At 38.4% G+C, this 17,743-nt stretch carries 15 protein-coding genes; 10 read left to right on the top strand and 5 right to left on the bottom strand.

Annotated elements, in window-relative coordinates; all coding sequences use genetic code 11:
• Nucleotides 1-32 precede the first annotated feature (32 nt).
• Nucleotides 33-1,088 (bottom strand): N-acetyl-gamma-glutamyl-phosphate reductase, encoded by a 1,056-nt coding sequence (gene argC / locus RMB03_RS06335; RefSeq protein ID WP_311074721.1) that lies wholly within the window; start codon nucleotides 1,086-1,088, stop codon nucleotides 33-35.
• Nucleotides 1,089-1,270: 182 nt separating this feature from the next.
• On the opposite strand from argC, the gene RMB03_RS06330 reads away from it, so the two are divergent.
• Complete coding sequence (locus tag RMB03_RS06330; protein ID WP_311074720.1) at nucleotides 1,271-2,779, top strand: hypothetical protein; 1,509 nt, start codon at nucleotides 1,271-1,273, stop codon at nucleotides 2,777-2,779.
• On the opposite strand, the gene RMB03_RS06325 is transcribed toward RMB03_RS06330, so the two are convergent.
• Together RMB03_RS06325 and rpiA are read right to left on the bottom strand one after the other, a co-directional pair.
• Entirely contained in the window at nucleotides 2,776-3,456 is a 681-nt protein-coding gene (locus RMB03_RS06325; protein WP_311074718.1) for a SprT family zinc-dependent metalloprotease, read from the bottom strand. The genes RMB03_RS06330 and RMB03_RS06325 overlap by 4 nt on opposite strands.
• On the bottom strand, nucleotides 3,456-4,127 hold the full coding sequence (gene rpiA / locus RMB03_RS06320; RefSeq protein ID WP_003652085.1) for a ribose-5-phosphate isomerase RpiA: 672 nt from the start codon (nucleotides 4,125-4,127) through the stop codon (nucleotides 3,456-3,458). The genes RMB03_RS06325 and rpiA overlap by 1 nt, the downstream gene beginning before the upstream one ends.
• Before the next feature lie 101 nt (nucleotides 4,128-4,228).
• Between rpiA and ilvA the strand changes: the two genes are divergently transcribed.
• From ilvA to RMB03_RS06305, 3 genes are all read left to right on the top strand, one after another.
• A complete protein-coding gene (gene ilvA, locus RMB03_RS06315; RefSeq protein WP_170834049.1) occupies nucleotides 4,229-5,776 on the top strand; it encodes a threonine ammonia-lyase, biosynthetic in 1,548 nt (515 codons plus the stop codon).
• A gap of 145 nt (nucleotides 5,777-5,921) precedes the next feature.
• A complete protein-coding gene (locus RMB03_RS06310) occupies nucleotides 5,922-6,572 on the top strand; it encodes a TrkA family potassium uptake protein (RefSeq protein ID WP_017392252.1) in 651 nt (216 codons plus the stop codon).
• Between the two features lie 17 nt (nucleotides 6,573-6,589).
• Nucleotides 6,590-7,927, top strand: coding sequence for a TrkH family potassium uptake protein (locus tag RMB03_RS06305; protein WP_311074714.1), 1,338 nt, complete (start codon nucleotides 6,590-6,592; stop codon nucleotides 7,925-7,927).
• 42 nt (nucleotides 7,928-7,969) lie between these two features.
• On the opposite strand, the gene RMB03_RS06300 is transcribed toward RMB03_RS06305, so the two are convergent.
• Together RMB03_RS06300 and RMB03_RS06295 are read right to left on the bottom strand one after the other, a co-directional pair.
• Nucleotides 7,970-9,121 (bottom strand): phospholipase A, encoded by a 1,152-nt coding sequence (locus tag RMB03_RS06300; protein WP_311074712.1) that lies wholly within the window; start codon nucleotides 9,119-9,121, stop codon nucleotides 7,970-7,972.
• A gap of 20 nt (nucleotides 9,122-9,141) precedes the next feature.
• Nucleotides 9,142-12,081: an insulinase family protein gene (locus RMB03_RS06295; protein WP_311074711.1), complete on the bottom strand. Its 2,940-nt coding sequence runs from the start codon at nucleotides 12,079-12,081 to the stop codon at nucleotides 9,142-9,144.
• A 381-nt stretch (nucleotides 12,082-12,462) separates the two neighbouring features.
• On the opposite strand from RMB03_RS06295, the gene RMB03_RS06290 reads away from it, so the two are divergent.
• The 6 genes from RMB03_RS06290 (at nucleotide 12,463) to cydB (ending at nucleotide 17,734) form a co-directional block, all read left to right on the top strand.
• Nucleotides 12,463-13,467: an adenosine kinase gene (locus RMB03_RS06290; protein ID WP_281830662.1), complete on the top strand. Its 1,005-nt coding sequence runs from the start codon at nucleotides 12,463-12,465 to the stop codon at nucleotides 13,465-13,467.
• 16 nt (nucleotides 13,468-13,483) lie between these two features.
• Nucleotides 13,484-13,792 carry a Rieske (2Fe-2S) protein gene (locus RMB03_RS06285; protein WP_003652095.1) on the top strand — a complete coding sequence of 103 codons (309 nt, stop codon included), beginning with the start codon at nucleotides 13,484-13,486 and terminating at the stop codon, nucleotides 13,790-13,792.
• Between the two features lie 29 nt (nucleotides 13,793-13,821).
• On the top strand, nucleotides 13,822-14,430 hold the full coding sequence (locus tag RMB03_RS06280; RefSeq protein ID WP_003652096.1) for an OB-fold-containig protein: 609 nt from the start codon (nucleotides 13,822-13,824) through the stop codon (nucleotides 14,428-14,430).
• 381 nt (nucleotides 14,431-14,811) lie between these two features.
• Nucleotides 14,812-15,006 (top strand): cytochrome oxidase putative small subunit CydP, encoded by a 195-nt coding sequence (gene cydP / locus RMB03_RS06275; protein ID WP_003652097.1) that lies wholly within the window; start codon nucleotides 14,812-14,814, stop codon nucleotides 15,004-15,006.
• Complete coding sequence (locus RMB03_RS06270) at nucleotides 15,006-16,592, top strand: cytochrome ubiquinol oxidase subunit I (protein WP_311074706.1); 1,587 nt, start codon at nucleotides 15,006-15,008, stop codon at nucleotides 16,590-16,592. Before cydP ends, RMB03_RS06270 begins: the two co-directional genes overlap by 1 nt.
• On the top strand, nucleotides 16,589-17,734 hold the full coding sequence (cydB, locus tag RMB03_RS06265) for a cytochrome d ubiquinol oxidase subunit II (protein ID WP_311074705.1): 1,146 nt from the start codon (nucleotides 16,589-16,591) through the stop codon (nucleotides 17,732-17,734). Before RMB03_RS06270 ends, cydB begins: the two co-directional genes overlap by 4 nt.
• Nucleotides 17,735-17,743 lie beyond the last annotated feature (9 nt).

The following is a 17,743-nucleotide window of genomic DNA, read 5'->3' as shown; positions in this document are numbered from 1 at the left end:
ATTTAAATGTGTGTGAAGCAAAAAAGAGTTTTTTATGGTAATAAACCAATTCCTTGTAAGCCTTCATCTTCATCAAAGCCGAACATAAGGTTCATATTTTGTACAGCTTGACCAGATGCACCCTTCACAAGGTTATCTTGTACCGCAAGAATAATAAGTTTATTCGGCTGCGACTTATATAAAGCAATACGAAGCTCATTCGCACCGCGCACACTACGTGTTTCAGGCGAACTGTTAGCAGGCATCACATCAACAAATTTTTCATTTGCATAAAAGTGCTCATACAATGCCTGAATATCCGTTTGTTTTCCAGCTTCTGTCAAATCGACATAAATTGTGCTGAGCATACCGCGAATCATTGGAACTAAATGAGGAACAAACAAGAGCCCATCAAAACCACCTTTTTGCCCAGCAATATTTTCTAATGCTTCAACAATTTCTGGATGGTGGCGGTGCCCCGCTACCCCATAAGCCTTGAAGTTATCAGCATTTTCACTATAGATCATGCCTAAGCTTGCTTTACGTCCAGCTCCTGAAACGCCTGACTTCGCATCAATAATAATATTTTTTGTTTCAATCAATGCTTGTGCTGATTTCAAAAGTGGAGCCAAGCCCAATTGAACGGTAGTCGGGTAGCAACCAGGGTTACCAATCACTTGCGCCTGTTTAATTTTTTCGCGGTTTAATTCAGCTAAACCATATACTGAGTTTTCCAGAACGTCTGGGCAAGCATGTTCCATGCCATACCATTTCACAAACTGCTCAAGATTTTGTAAACGAAAATCAGCAGCTAAATCAATAACTTTAGTACCAGCTGCAATCAATTCTTTTGCATGCTGCATAGCAACACCATGAGGAGTCGCAAAAAATACAACATCACACTTTTTTAAATCATCAATATTTAAATCAGAAAATTGAAGATCAGTATGTCCACGTAAATTAGGGAACATATCTGCAACTGGTTTGCCCGCTTCTGTACGTGAAGTAAGAACTCGAACCTGCGCTTTAGGATGTCGTAATAAAATACGTAATAGTTCAACGCCTGTATAACCCGTTCCACCAACAATTCCGACAGAAATCACGTGCATTACCTCAATTTTTGAATCTATACTTGCGCAGTAGTATGACAGGATGTCCAAGCTTACAAAACCATTTCATGCTTGGTAATTTTAATTTTTTTAATTTTAGCGACAATTAGATAGAACTTATTGAACTGTCATAACTAAACAAATATCAGCAAATAAATACCAGATTTAATTGGAGAGCTAGGATGCTTCATCAATCAAAAGAAACAAAATTACACACTTACCTTGGCTTGAGCACATTAATTTTAAGTGCTGCACTTGTAGGTTGCGGAGGTGGAAGCAGTAGTAGTGGCAACTCACCAAGCACTCCAACACCCGTTGATCCTACTCCAGAGGCAACGACTGATGTTACTCTTAAATCTCCTGTAGAAATGCGTGTAATTCAACTCAAAGTATATGACAACACCACTAACTCTGTTTTGGTAGATACTTCAATTACAAGTTTAAACAGCTTTAATGTCAAAATTCCTACCGCTAAATTGAATCGTTTATATCGTGTAGAAATTACGACTCAAAATTCATCTCAAGTATTTGATCCAATTACGTCAACATACCAAAATTTCTCTGGTATTTATCATGCATTTATTACACCAAATAGTCTAAGTGGCAGAACTCTATTCATAAGTCCAAGTAGTGAAGCGATTTACCAACGCGCTGTTATACGTTCAGGACAACTTCCTCAAGAGACGATTGACCCAACACGCATTGAGCAATTGCATGTGGATTTAGCTTCTCAAGACGTTTATAGATCTCTTCTTAATGCATTCAAAGATGCCGACATTCCAAGTTTAAGTCCAGCCAACTCCCTGATGCAGTACTCCTCTACAAAACCTAGTACGTATGTGGATAGTTATCTTAGCTTTGGCTACTTACAACATTGGTCAACTTTTCATAGCGGAGTAACCACATACCAAGAACTTGTTAAAAGTTTGGCAACCGATTTAAAAGATGGCTTTTTAGATGGGAAAAAACTTCATGGGGATCAAACAACCTTTACCCCTCTTTTCACATCTGCTCCAGATAATATTGATCCAGTTAAAAATACACTGTTAGATATTGCAGCTAATCAAAAAGCAACACGCGATAATTTTGCAACTAATCTAAAAGTATCTACTTTGCAATTAGCTAAGGCTAATTCACAGGAGTTATTGGATCAAACAGGCTATAATCTACTCGACAAGAAACTATATTCAGGAGTCGTACCTGCCGGAAATACAATTGACTTTTTCCGTATAGATGGGGCTGGTGATTATCGTCGTGCTGTAGGTTTTAGCGGTATTACAGCGACCTGTAACGGTTCTGCATATCCTTGCAAACAAGGTTTGACTAGCATTAATCTGTCCGACCCCAAACTACCAGCTACAGACTATTTAGTAGGTCACTATGAAGACACTGCAACAGGTTGCCAACTTAATTTCCGTGCGAATGGTCAAATCGAACTTATTAAAGGATCACAGACTTATCGCTCTGCTTTAAGCGCCGATAGTACAGATAATTTATTGCAAACAGATGCTACAAGCTCAAGTTATTTACTCAACTCAAGTTCAGCCGAACCAAATAACTCAACGCAGCAATATAACTTTATACAATTATCGATTAAAGCAAATAAAATTGTGAGTGCCAAAGCAGGTCTAGATAGCCGAAAAGCACCAGATAACTTACAAACACCACAATTAGAATGTAGTTTTAGTTAATTTGAGACATACCACCATGCAGGCAATGGATTTGATTTAAGTTGTCTGCGGTGTCTTTGAAAATATGGATCGTATTTTTCAACTTCTGCCCAAAATGCAGGGCTATGATCAAAATGTTTAGTATGAGCTAACTCATGAATAGCGACATAGCGAGCAATCTCATGTGGCATGAGCACCAAACCTGCATGCAGCATAATATTATGCTGACTACTACAGCTTCCCCAACGAGTTTTGGGACGGCGGATTGAACATTCGCTGTAATTTAGACGAGTTTGCTCACTTAAATAGTTTAAAAGCTTTGGTAATTCTTGTTTTGCAAAAGCAATAACTGCACTTTGCAACGCCAAATATGGCTGCGTATCTTTAATAAATAGACAGTTATTTTCCCAATCAAATTGGAAAACACGATGTTGCTTTTGAACAACAACTTGAAATGGTTGCTCTTTATTAAAAAAATAAATTTCTGAAGGAATTTCAAGCGAATTAGATTGAACGTGTTGTTGCTTATTCCACGTTTCGATCAACCATTGCTCAGATTGTGCTAAAAAAAGCTGAATTTGATTCTTACTGCAAAACAAAGGAACTGTCAGGCGTATTGAAGCTGGCTCGACACGTAAGCGCAATTTTCTTGCCCTTACGTGTCGAACAATTTTAATTTCTGGCATTTTTGCAGACATTACTGTGCTGTGCGCTCTTCAATACCATTATTTGTTGCAACAATTGCAATCGTTGCTGGGTTTAAAGCGAAAATACCATTAGTCACAACACCTGGAATGTTATTAATGGTTTTTTCTACATCAATCGCATTTAAAATATTAAGATTAAATACATCCAAAATCACATTACCGTTATCTGTTACGACCCCTTCGCGATAAACCGGATCACCACCTAAAGCAACTAGTTTACGAGCAACTGCCGAACGAGCCATTGGAATGACTTCAACTGGTAAAGGGAAATCACGGCCAAGTTGATCAACCCACTTTGAATCATCAACAATACATACAAACTTTTTAGCAATTGAAGCAACAATTTTTTCACGTGTTAATGCAGCACCACCGCCTTTAATCATATGCATATGGCGGTCAATTTCATCTGCACCATCAACATAGGCATCTAAACCACCAACATGGTTCATATCTACAACTTCGATACCTAATTTTTTAAGACGATCAGCAGTTGCCTGAGAACTTGCCACAGCAGCTTCTAACTGTAATTCAGGCAATAAATCAATTAGAAAGTTTACTGTACTTCCAGTCCCCACCCCCAAAATGCCACCTTTGGGTAAGTGTTTTAAAGCAGCTTTCGCAGCAGCTTGTTTCTTTTCATCTTGGGTTGCGTATAGACTCATGACATCACTCAACTATTTTTTGACATTTATGCACCAATAATCGGCGCAAATGCACAGGGGTTTGCTACAATAACTTCCTATTTTAAACTGTTATAGGGAAGATGAACATGCTGTCTCGTGTGGTACGACAAATTTTACAAGCAACGGTTTATGATGTTGCAATTGAAACACCTCTCGAAGCAGCTCCACGAATTAGTCAAAAATTAAATAATATTATTCGCTTTAAACGTGAAGATTTACAGCCTGTTTTTTCTTTTAAATTACGCGGTGCCTATAACCGTATTAGCCAACTACCTAAAGAACAACTCGAACGTGGGGTAATTTGTGCATCTGCTGGTAACCATGCTCAAGGCGTAGCATTGTCAGGTCAACGTTTAGGAATTCCAGCAATTATTGTTATGCCAAGCACAACTCCGGACATTAAAGTTCAAGCAGTTAAACGCTTGGGTGGTCAAGTTGTGTTACATGGCGATAGTTTTGATATAGCAAATAAATATGCGCAACAACGTGCCGAAGTTGAAGGCCTTGTATTTATTCCACCTTATGACGATGAACTTGTCATTGCTGGTCAAGGTACTATTGCAAATGAAATCTTACGTCAATGGCGTGATGTAGAATATGTGTTTGTTGCTGTAGGTGGTGGTGGCCTTATTTCAGGCGTAGCAGCTTACCTTGGTGAAGTTGCACCTCACGTGAAAATTATTGGCGTTGAATATGAAGAATCTGCATGCTTAAAAGCAGCCTTAGAAGCAAATGAACGCGTAATCTTGCCACATGTAGGCTTGTTTGCAGATGGTACTGCCGTTGCACAAATTGGTGCTTTACCATTTGATATTATTCGTCTGCGTAAGTCTGATAATTCTGGTCCAATTGTTGACCCTGATATTGTGACTGTAAACACAGATGAAATCTGTGCTGCCATTAAAGATACATTTGATGAAAACCGCAGTATTGTTGAGCCTTCAGGTGCGATGGCCCTCGCTGGTATCAAAAAATATATTACCGAACATAAAATCAGCAATAAAAATATTGTGTCGATTGTATGTGGCGCCAACATGAATTTTGACCGTCTACGTTATATTGCTGAGCGTACCGAGTTAGGCGAACAGCGTGAAGCCATTTATGCGGTGACATTACCAGAAGAAAAAGGTGCATTCTTAGGCTTCTGTCGCGCTTTACAAGGCCGTAATATTACCGAGTTTAACTACCGAGCAAACAATACAGAAGAAGCACAAGTCTTTGTTGGTATTAGCTTAAAAGGTGGTGACGCTGAGCGCCATGAAATTTTAGAACAATTGAAGCAACAAAATTATGTGGTAGATGATCTATCTGATGATGAAGTTGCCAAGTTACACATTCGTTATTTGATTGGCGGTCATGCAAATCTGGACGATGAAAGATTGTTCCGCGTTGAATTCCCTGAACGTCCAGGCGCCCTCTTAACCTTCTTAACTCGTTTAGGCCCAACCCATAATATTACGCTATTCCATTATCGTAATCATGGTGCAGCAGAAGGACGTGTGTTAGTCGGCTTACAAGCGACCGATGCGAAACAAAATCCTGATGGGTTAATTGAAACTCTTGAGCAGATTAGTTATCCGTATGCAGAAATTACGAATAATGTTGGCTACAAACGTTTCTTGAAATAATCTTCGATTTTGATGAATAAGCCGACAAATTTGTCGGCTTATTCTTATAATTATTTTAATCTTCCCATCATATTTACATTGCCTCTCTTTATCTCAAAGAAAATATCCTTAAAAATAAACGTCTAATCAGGAAACAAGGACCAACATGGCACAGTTTGCAGTCATTGGCTTAGGGAGTTTCGGAGCAACTGTTGCTCAAGAGCTCACAAAATTAAATCATGATGTTATTGGCATTGATACGGTAAAAAAGAATGTTGAAAATCTTGCCAACGTTTTAACTCATGCCGTCATTGCCGATGCGACCGACGAACATGTACTTGATGAACTTAATATTCAAAATTGTGATGCAGTTGTGGTCGCAATTGGTGAAGATATTGAAGCAAGTATCTTATGTGTACTGAATTTAAAAAATTTAGGTATGGACAAAGTTTGGGTAAAAGCAAAAACCAAAGCACATCACACCATTTTGTCGCATCTCAATATCAATAAAATTATTCATCCTGAAGAAGATATGGGGGTACGCGTTGCTCAAGCCCTAAACTATCCAATGGTGAGTCGTTATATGTCCCTCGACGATGACCACTACATTATTAAAATTGAAATTCCTGAAAAACTTAATGGCATTAACTTATATGGCATTATGCAGCAAGCACCACAGGTCAAAACATTGCTCGTAAAAAGACAGCAGCAAATTTTGTTTGAGACGGAAGAAAATTTCACCTTGCAAACTCATGATATTCTTATTTTAGAAGGTCATTTACCGCAGTTAAAGAAACTTTCTAATTGCTTCATATAAGAAACGAAATCTAGAATATGTCTATATATCCCAAGCCCCATAAAACATTAAATTTAAGTCCTCCTTCACTCTTGGCACTGGGGTTTCTGGGCTTTATTATTTTTGGCACGTTATTACTAAAACTGCCGTTTGCCAATACAGGTCATGTGAGCTGGATGGATGCGCTCTTTACAGCAACCTCAGCAGTCACAATTACGGGCTTATCTGTTTTAAATATTCATGAGTCTTTTACCCTGTTCGGGCAAACTATCATTTTGTTGCTGATTCAATCTGGTGGTTTGGGTTTCATGACTTTTGCCATATTAGCGGCACTGAGCTTGTCACCCAAAGTTGGCCTTAAACAACAAATGATGGCGCAAGATAGTCTCGGACAAACGAGCCTGTCAAAGGTTACTTTTGTTGCTAAGGGAGTTGTCACTTATACCCTTATTTTTGAGCTTATTGGTACAATTATTCTCACTATTGCTTTTACACCGACTTTCGGCTTTGCACGTGGATTGTACTATGCGATTTTTTACAGTATCTCCTCATTTAACAATGCTGGTTTTTCATTATTTTCCAATAGTTTAATAAGCTTTCAAAGTAACTACCTTATTTGTATAACTGTTAGCATACTTTATACATTAGGCGGGTTGGGCTTTTTGGTTCTCATGGACATTAAGCAAAATAAAAAATGGAAAAAACTCACGCCGAATAGCAAGCTAATTCTTACCACTATTACAGTGATTAACATTATTGCCTTTATTTTAGTTTGGGCTTTAGAAGCTCAAAACCCTCATACCCTAGGAATGCTCAGTATTGGTGATCAAGCATTAAATGCTTGGTTTCAAGCCACTGTTCCACGCTCGTCAGGATTTAATACCATTGATACAGGAGCAATGACCAACAGCAGCTCCTTACTCATGATGTTACTTATGTTTATTGGTGGCGGTTCACTCAGTACAGCGGGTGGGATTAAAGTTGGAACCTTTGTAATTTTAGTGCTCAGTGTTATTTCATTTTTACGGCGCACAGATGAAATTCGAATATTTAATCATTCAGTCTCACATGAAACGACCTATAAGGCATTAGCAGTCACTGCAATTACGAGCATACTCATTTTCATGGGGTTCTTTATTATTTTGCTTTTAGAGCCTAAAGCAGACTTTATGAACTTGTTGTTTGAGGTTGTTTCCGCAGCGTGTACTGTGGGGCTTTCTCGCGGAATCACGCCAGAACTACATAATGGTAGTTTATTCATTTTAAGTTTGTTGATGTTTGCCGGGCGACTCGGCCCATTAACACTGGCTTATTTAATTGCCACTCCGAAAAAAAGTCGACTCAAACACCCTCAAGCCAATATTCAAATTGGATAATAAAAATGCCGCTATAAAAGCGGCATTTTTGCAAGTAAAGACTTAATACCAATTCATGAGTGAAACACCCAAGCCCGCGTAAGTTGCTCGATGGTTATAGTCAATTAAACTTTCACCATAACCATTAAACAACTGGAAGTGTCCACGCAGTTTGCCACTGATTGGAAAAGCCCAATCAAATTGAACAGCACCATGAGAATCATCACCACCTTTTAAAGAGTGACGCAGCATTAAAGAGAAGTCATTTTCCTTCCACTTATAAAATGCTGTTAAATCCCCACGACCGATGTAATTTTCCATATCAGGGTTATTATCATCTTTGCTGTCTTCTTCAATGCGCACCCACGGACGAAGCATTAAAGCAAAGTTACCGCGCTCGAATCCCACATTAAAGATTACGCGGTTCCAGCTACGAGATAATGGATCTGAACGGCCATTTGATTGGTGGTTTAAAGTAACCCCAAGTAAACGACCATCTAGACCAAGCAGTTCATAGTTGGTTCTAAACATTAAACTAGCTTCAGGCTCATAATTCGTTTCGCGGAAAGGACGAGACTCTTCAGCATTGAATGTCTGCCAACGTGAAGATTGTGTATAACCTACCCACAAATCACCATTGTTGCCAAAAATATTTTCCCAAGCTTTGGTCTTTAAAGAAATCTGAAATTTACTTTCTGTCGATTTCAGATTTTGATCTTCTGTCACCGTATTATTGGGATTTGGGCTGTGTGGGAACTCATTTTTATCACTGGTCCAGAATACTGGTAACAAATAGACCGGTTGATAAGCACGGATATTCCAAACTCCTAGTTTACTCTCTTCAGACAACTCCCAACGTTGATCTAGTAAAGAAGTAGTAGGTTTAAGTTTTGGTGCTTTACCAATTATTTTGATATTACTCACTGTATCTACCACCTTCTCTTTAAAGGTTTCAGGTGGAACAGCAGGTGCATCAATTTTTTTAACAGGCTCTGGTACAGCCGCAGCTTGAATAACTGGTAAAGCTGCTGGTTTAAATACAGAGTCATAACAAGCCAGACGATCGGCATTCGAAGCAAGAGCAACACATGCATCTACTGTCGCAGGGGTTACAGGTGCCAAGGTATCAGCATATGTCACAGACGCACACAAACAGCTAAGCACGATTCCCATGCTTAGCTGTAAAGATGTGCGTTCAAATTGTCTGAACGCCATGTTCATCTCCAATTTTTATTTTAATTAACTTGTTGAATGGTAAAACCTAATTGCTGCAATTCATCGCGTTTTGCAAATGGCGCAACTACAGCTTTTACAGGAGTTTGCTCAACCAAATATTGACGAGCAACACGTTGTAAATCCTCTAATGTTACATGCAGCAAGCGTTCACGTAAGGTACGGCGGAAAGTTGGTGTTCTTGCATGCAACAATGCATAACATGCAGTAATCGCCTCACCCGCTGGTGAACCTGGTTTATCCATACTTGCAACAAGTCCAAGAATCGCTTCTTCAAGCTGATGAGGCTGTTGTTCCACATTTAATAACCATTGCACACTTGCTTCAAAGTCTTTAAATGTTTCTGCTAAACGTGGGTCACGGTAACTATAGAAACGGAATGAACATGCATTCCCATCATAACTTGCTCCGCCACCATAAGCACCGCCTTTTTCACGAATGGCACTGTGTAAGAACCCATTACGTAAATAAGCTGCCAATACCATTAAGGGAGCCGCATCTGGATGCGATACATCGACAGCCTGATAAGCAGAAGCACAGAACTGAACATTTGCCTGAATTAACCATGCTTCATGATTATTATCATTTGCTTGTTCTACGTGGGTTAACTCTGTTGTAGTTGTATCAACGTTTAGTTTATCCCAAACATTTTGGATTTCTTCAACCAAACGCTCAGACTGATGTTCTTCACATACAAGCAAGAACTGTTTAGGCGCTTGCAATAATTTACGATGAATACGTTTTAATTCTGAGATTAGCTCATCATAAGCTGCATCATCTTGGGTAATTTTAGCAACAAGCTCACCCAACCAGTTTAATGCACCTAAACCAGTGTTTTGATAATCACGTTGAGCCAAGGCACTCATATTACGTGATGCAATTTGCATTGCATAACTATGACCTGCACCAGACAAACGAGACTGCCAACGTGTTTTACGTTGTTGCAATAACTCAATAATGCGCTCTTTCTCATCAAAACGAAGCTGTTCAAATGCTAACTTTAATAAATGAATTGCATCATTTTTTTGAGTCAACGATTTAGTCGTTAACGTTAACCAAGCACTAATTTTATCTTTATCATCGACTTTACTACGTAAAGAAGCGCCCATTCCCAAACCACCACTTACAGCTGTTTGTAAGTTTTGAAGCTCAAGATAGTCATACTCACCTGCACCCACTTCGCCCATCAAGATAGAAAGCAAATTGAAATAAGGTGACATTACAATATCTTCAGGAATTTGAATGAGTACTTGTTGATAGTAAATGCCATTCGTACCAGCATGATACAAATTCAATGGCGTATCCATGCGATTGCAAAGAATCTCGCGCAATTGCCCCTGCACAATATGCAAGTCAGCAGGTACATCTTCCAAGCCTACTTTTGGTAATAGTTCAAGGTTATCTGGAGTATCCTGACGCTCCTCTAAAGCCTTGGTGTTAGCGATAATTTCAGCCTTATCAGCATCTGTTAATTTTTCACCAATAGCAGCTAAACGTGCTTTTTCTGCCTCTTGCTCTTTTACAGACTTAGTTGGGTCTGGAATTAGAGTCATCTGTACGCGATGAGGATTATCAAGCAAATGTGTTTGAATCAGATTTGATAACCACATTGGGTCTTTCAATTCTTCTTTAACTTGTGCAATCGCGCTGTCAACATCCCAAATTTGAATTGGGTCATTATGGTGAATCGCACCACTTAAGCCATTTAGAATTAGACTTAAACCATATGGTGTACCATCACCATTGATTTCACGTTGATGTAATTCAATTTGATGTAAAATTGCATCGACTAAATCGCTATCAATTGGTTTTGCAGCGACATCACTTAAAATATTTAAAACGCCATCTTTAAAGGTTTCAGCATGTTCAGGATTTGAACCTTGAACACCACAATAGAAAGTCATTTCAAAGTTACTGTCGTCTACACCCATTAGTGGACCAGTGGATTGAGCATATCCACACGTTTCTAGGTAATGGCGCAGTGGTGAAGCTGAATTTTCTAATAAAATTCCTTCAACTAAACGCATTCCCAAACGCAATTTAACATCGTTTGCTTCAGGTAATAACCAAGATAAAATATGATAAGTTTTATCTTTTAAATCATCACTATCAACGCCATAATTTTCTGTTACTTCAATTGGCGCAGCTAAACGTTTTTCAGGCTTAGAATATAAAGTTGTACCCGCAGAAAACTTATTTAGAGCTAGTTTTTCAAATTGCTCTTGTAACTCATAAGCTGTTTGATTCCCGAAAGTCATAAACACCGCATTACTTGGATGGTAATGAGTTTTATAAAACTCGACTAACTGCTCATACGTTAAATCAGGAATATCTTTCGGATCGCCACCTGAATTGTAATGATAGGTCGTTTCAGGAAATAAATGATGAGCCAACTGGTGATAAAGTTGGTCAGACGGTGCACTCATCGCACCCTTCATTTCATTAAAGACCACACCTTTATAAACAGGTTGCCCATTTTCTAGTTCAATGCGAATACCTTCTTGAGCAAAATCAAGCGGATTCAAGTTGGCAGCAAATGCTGCATCAAGATAAACAGAAAGTAAGTTTTGGAAATCTTTTTTATTTTGAGTAGCAAATGGATATGCGGTCCAATCTGCTGCTGTAAATGCGTTCATGAACGTATTTAAAGAACGGCGAATCATTAAAAAGAACGGGTCACGTACCGGAAACTTTTCAGATCCACACAAAGCGGTATGTTCTAAAATATGTGCCGTACCTTTAGAGTCCATAGGTTGTGTTCTAAAAGCAACAAGAAATACATTTTCATCATAGTCAGTTGCCAAGTGATAATGCACCGCACCTGTGACTTTATGCTTATATTCAGACACTAAAATATCTAATGCTTCTACATGGTGCTGACGTAGCAACTGAAACGCAGGGTGAACAGTTTGAGAAATGGTTTCAGTGACATCTACAGTCATGTGATCTCCTAACATATCGGATAAGTGAATAAGTCTCATTATAGCCTGAGTCAGCTTGAGATTGGCGAACAAAAGCCAAGTAAAATACTATGTTTTTGTTGAGTATTAGTTTTCATTGGCATGGCTTTGATATCAAGCACATAGCCATGAATGTTTATCCTAACAGAACAAAAGCTTTTAATTCTATGTATATGACAGACATTGAATAAAAAAGCTTATCAATTTTATCTCAATAACCTATCCTCTGATCTAAAGAATATTCAAACAACAATATTTCTCCAGTTATATTTGAATTAACTGAATTTTATTCAACAAACTACAGCAAATCCAAGCAATGGTGTAAACTTAGCTACCTGATTTTTTTTATTTGTGACAACACATATGGCAACTGTAGATCTTTTTGCAATTGGTAATGCATTAATCGACCAAGAATTTAAAGTGTCTGATGATTTTCTTAATCAACAAGGCCTGCAAAAAGGCACAATGCAGTTGTCCGATGGTGACACTCAGTCTGCTCTATATGCAGAGTTAAAACAGCATCAAGACTACAAAGGTCAAGCAAGTGGTGGTTCTGCTGCAAATACAACTGTAGCTTTTAGTGCATTAGGTGGAAGCGCTTTTTATGGTTGCCGTGTTGGTCATGACGATTTAGGTGCGATCTACCTACAAGGTCTAAATGAAGCTGGCATCCAGACCACACCAAAATCGATCAGTGAAGGTGTAACTGGCACATGTATGGTGTTAATTAGCCCTGACTCTGAACGTACGATGCACACCTATTTGGGTATTACGGCTGAACTGTCTCAAGAACAAATCGACTTTGAACCCTTAAAAACAGCAAAATGGCTTTATATTGAAGGTTATCTTTCTACAAGTGAAACGGCTCGTAAAGCTGTAAAACAAGCAAGAGAAATTGCAAAAGCAAATGGCGTTAAAATTGCCCTCTCTCTTTCAGATCCTGCCATGGTGCAATACGCTCGTGAAGGCTTGGAAGAACTTATGGATGATGGCGTAGACTTACTATTTTGTAATGAGCAAGAAGCCTTAATGTATACCAATACAACGTCTGTAGAAGATGCTCTTGCTCAATTACGTTTTAAAAATCATACCGTAGTCATTACACAAAGTGCCAAAGGTGCTTTAGTTTCTAACCCAACTCAACATTTCCATGTTGCGGGACGCCACGTAGAAGCAGTGGATACAAATGGTGCGGGCGATGCATTTGCAGGCGCATTCCTTTATGCCCTAAACCATCACCAAGATTTGAATGCTGCGGCTCAGTTAGCCATCTTAATTTCGAGTGAAGTAGTCTCTCAATTCGGACCACGTTTAGCTGTAAATGATTATGCTAAACTTCTTGAAAATTTTCAGAAGGAATGTGCTTGAAATGGAAAGGATCTGTATGACAGAAGAAGTTCCTGAGCGTGAAGCTAGAGCTTTTGACACTTTACAAGGAACTACTATTTTCGTTACGCAACGTGACGGCGCATTCTATGCTTATCAGAATTTATGCCCTCACCTACAAACTGAGCTTGAATATTTAGAAAATCAATTTCTCGATCAAGACCAAGAATACATCCAGTGCTCTACTCATGGTGCTTTATTTACTGTGGAAACAGGTGAATGTATTTCAGGACCATGTTTAGGTGATTTTTTAAATAAAGTTGAGCTTAAAGTACATTCAGATGGCGGTATCTATATCGTAGACTGAAGCAAGCTATAAACATTAGAGTTTCTGCCATGGCTGATTTCTTTTTCAATTATTATCTTATGCCATTTCACTTAAGTGTAGTGGCTTTGATATTACTCAGCGTGGTAGAAACCATTGGTATGTATATTGGACTCCGTCCAAGTCAGTTACTTAAAAAAATTGCGCCGGATTGGCTTTCTAACTCACCACTACTTAATGTTAAATTTTCTAAAGCTCTAATTTTCGTTTTTTTACTCATCAACTTCAGTTATGCAGGTTACTTTTTACAACTCTCTTTCTTTGCAATACAGCATTATTTTATTTCACCATTTTATTTAATCGTCCCAGCACTTGTGATCGCAATCTTTTTTACTGTATTCATGATTCACTGCCTTGACCAAGTGATTAAGCCAAAGCTTACACATACCAACTATAACCTTTTAGGGCGGTTAGCGACTATTTCCAGTGGTAATGCCAGACCAGGTTTTTCTGCTCAAGCACGCGTACGTGATGAATTTGGTCAACTTCACTATGTTCAAGTAGAACCAGAATATGGTGAACTCGAATTATATTCCCAAGTCATTCTTGTCAAAGTGCATAAAAGCCATTATGTAGCCAAAAAAATCTCTATCTCAAACGATCTTTTCGCACCCGATTAATCCTTAATATTTCTTCTCATCCATTATTGCTTTTTTACAGGCTTTATTACGACCTTATTTTATTATTTTCTTTTTTAATTAATTATTTATTATCCCGACTATTTTAGTTAGAAATAAAATTAACAAATATTATATACAACCATTTTAGTCGGAATTAAATTTAAAACAAACTATTTTAATCAACTTAATAATTTTATTTACAAGTGTTTTAGTAGGAATTAATAATCAATTCAAACTATTTTAGTATAGTATTATTTTTAAAATATTAAATATTTGTTTTTTATAAATTAATTATTTAAATATCCATTTAAAATATATTTATTGTTTATTTTTATTATATTTTGATTAATAATAAAATTAATATCAAATGAGGTTTAATTAATGAGCCTTAATTTTCAAAATCTTAATAGTCGTTTAATTAAAGAAATCACCATTATTTTAATAATAAAAATAGTGCTTCTTTTAACGATTAAACATATTTGGTTTGATGCTCCCACCATCCCCAAAAATTTTGACAATCAGGTCGCCGAGCATATTGCTGGCGATAACATTTCCAACATTAAGGAGACACGTTGATGATTTCTGAAAGCGTGGTTGATCTTTCGCGGTTTCAATTTGCAATGACCGCAATGTATCACTTTCTTTTCGTCCCTTTAACTTTAGGTTTGGCATTTATCCTTGCCATCATGGAAACCACCTATGTCATTTCCGGTAAAGAAATTTACAAGGATATGACTAAATTTTGGGGAAAATTATTTGGTATTAACTTTGCTTTAGGGGTAACAACTGGCTTAACCATGGAGTTCCAGTTTGGAACGAACTGGGCTTATTACTCACATTATGTAGGTGATATTTTTGGTGCACCATTAGCAATTGAAGGCCTTATGGCATTCTTCCTTGAGTCGACATTTATTGGTTTGTTCTTCTTTGGATGGGACCGTTTAACTAAGGTTCAGCATCTAGGTGTAACATGGTTAGTTGCGCTCGGTTCTAATATGTCAGCGCTCTGGATTTTAGTAGCTAATGGGTGGATGCAAAACCCTGTAGGTGCTGCATTCAATTTTGAAACGATGCGTATGGAATTAGTCGATTTCGGCGCGCTTATCTTTAACCCCGTAGCTCAAGTTAAATTTGTACACACTGTATCAGCAGGCTATGTAACTGGTGCGATTTTCGTACTAGCTATCTCAAGCTACTACTTGCTTAAAAAACGTGATCTTCCTTTCGCTCGTCGTTCATTTGCAATTGCTGCGATTTTCGGTCTTGCATCTACACTTTCAGTGATTTTACTCGGTGATGAATCTGGCTATGAATTAGGGGATGTTCAAAAAACTAAACTGGCTGCAATTGAAGCTGAATGGGATACTCACCCTGCTCCAGCTCCATTTACTTTATTTGGTATACCGAACCATGAAGAAATGCGGACAGATTATGCAGTTAAAATTCCATATGCATTAGGTTTAATTGCAACCCGTTCAACAACCAAAGAAGTTACTGGTCTTAAAGATCTCATGCAGCAGCACGAAGTTCGTATTCGCAACGGTATGCTTGCCTATGCTGAACTTGAAAAACTACGTGCGGGTGATCGCTCACCAGAGTTATTAGCTTCGTTTGAAAAAAATCAAAAAGATTTAGGTTATGGCCTTCTTCTTAAAAAATATACACCAAATGTAGTTGATGCAAACGAGCAGCACATTCAAGCTGCTGTAAAAGATACTGTTCCAAATGTTACAGCTCTATTTTTCTCTTTCCGAGCAATGGTTGCCTCTGGTTTCTTGATGCTATTACTTTTCATTTTAGCAACTTGGGCTGTAGCAAAAAGAAATGCTGAAAATAAACCTTGGCTACTTAAATATTCATTGTTTGCTCTGCCACTTCCTTGGATCGCTGCGCAAACAGGTTGGTATGTAGCTGAGGGTGGTCGTCAACCTTGGTCTATTGGTGAAATCTTACCAACACACCTATCTACTTCTAGTTTAAGTAGTGGGGATGTATGGGGTTCGATTCTTGCACTAGCAGCGTTCTATACCGCACTTTTAATTATTGAAATGTACTTAATGATCAAGTTTGCTCGTCTAGGACCAAGCTCTCTGCACACTGGTAAATATCATTTTGAAAAGCAAGAACCAAAAGCAGCTGTTAATGGGGAGGCCTTATCATGATTGAATATGAACTATTAAAAATCATTTGGTGGGTGTTAGTTGGTGTACTTCTGATCGGCTTTGCTCTCACTGACGGTTTCGATATGGGTTCCATGGCTCTCATGCCTTTCGTTGGGAAAACCGATAACGAACGACGTGCGGCCATTAACACAATCGCTCCTCACTGGGATGGCAATCAGGTTTGGTTTATTACAGCAGGTGGTGCATTATTTGCTGCATGGCCAATGGTATATGCTGTGGCTTTCTCTGGTATGTATTGGGCACTACTACTGGTTTTATTCGCCCTTTTCTTACGACCAGTCGGCTTTGATTATCGTTCCAAACTTGAAAACACCAAATGGCGTAATTCTTGGGACTGGGGCCTATGCATTGGTGGTGCTGTTCCAGCGCTTGTGTTCGGTGTAGCCTTTGGTAATTTGTTTCTAGGCTTACCTTTTGGTCTAGATGACACTTTACGCTCTGAATATACTGGCAGCTTTTTTGCTCTTTTAAATCCGTTTGCATTAGTTTGCGGTATTGTCAGTCTTTCAATGCTCTGTGCCCATGGCGGTGCATGGCTCATGTTGCGTACAGACGATGCTTTAAAGCAACGCTCTGCAAAAGCAACCCAGATTATGGCAATGCTATTTTTAGCTTGTTTTCTTGTTATCGGAGTTTGGTTGTATTTTGGTCAGATACCCGGTTATAGCTATGCAGTAGCAATTGATCCAAATGCTGCACTCAACCCTTTAGCAAAAGAGGTAGTTACCAATAGCAACCCTGGTTGGATGAACAACTACAATACCTATCCAATTACTAAAGTTGCTCCAGTTCTTGCAATCTTAGGCGCAATCATTGCAATTATTGCAGCTTCAAAAGCAAAAGCAGGCTTAAGTTTCACTGGTACAAGTTTAATGATTGTAGGAGCAATTTTAACCGCAGGTTTTGCACTATTTCCATTCTTACTGCCATCTAGCATTAATCCCAATTCTAGCTTGACGATGTGGGATGCTGTCTCAAGCCACCTTACTTTAGGCGTTATGACTGTAGCTGCTGGCATTTTTGTACCACTCATTTTGATCTATACCAGTTGGTCTTATTACAAAATGTGGGGAGTGATTACCAACAAACACATCGAGTCAAACTCGCATAGCTTGTATTAAGGAGAAGAA

Source organism: Acinetobacter sp. V91_7 (assembly GCF_031799075.1).
Lineage (GTDB): Bacteria > Pseudomonadota > Gammaproteobacteria > Pseudomonadales > Moraxellaceae > Acinetobacter > Acinetobacter calcoaceticus.
The sequence above is the reverse complement of the archived record's forward strand: the minus strand, read 5'-3'. Positions and strand labels throughout refer to the sequence as shown.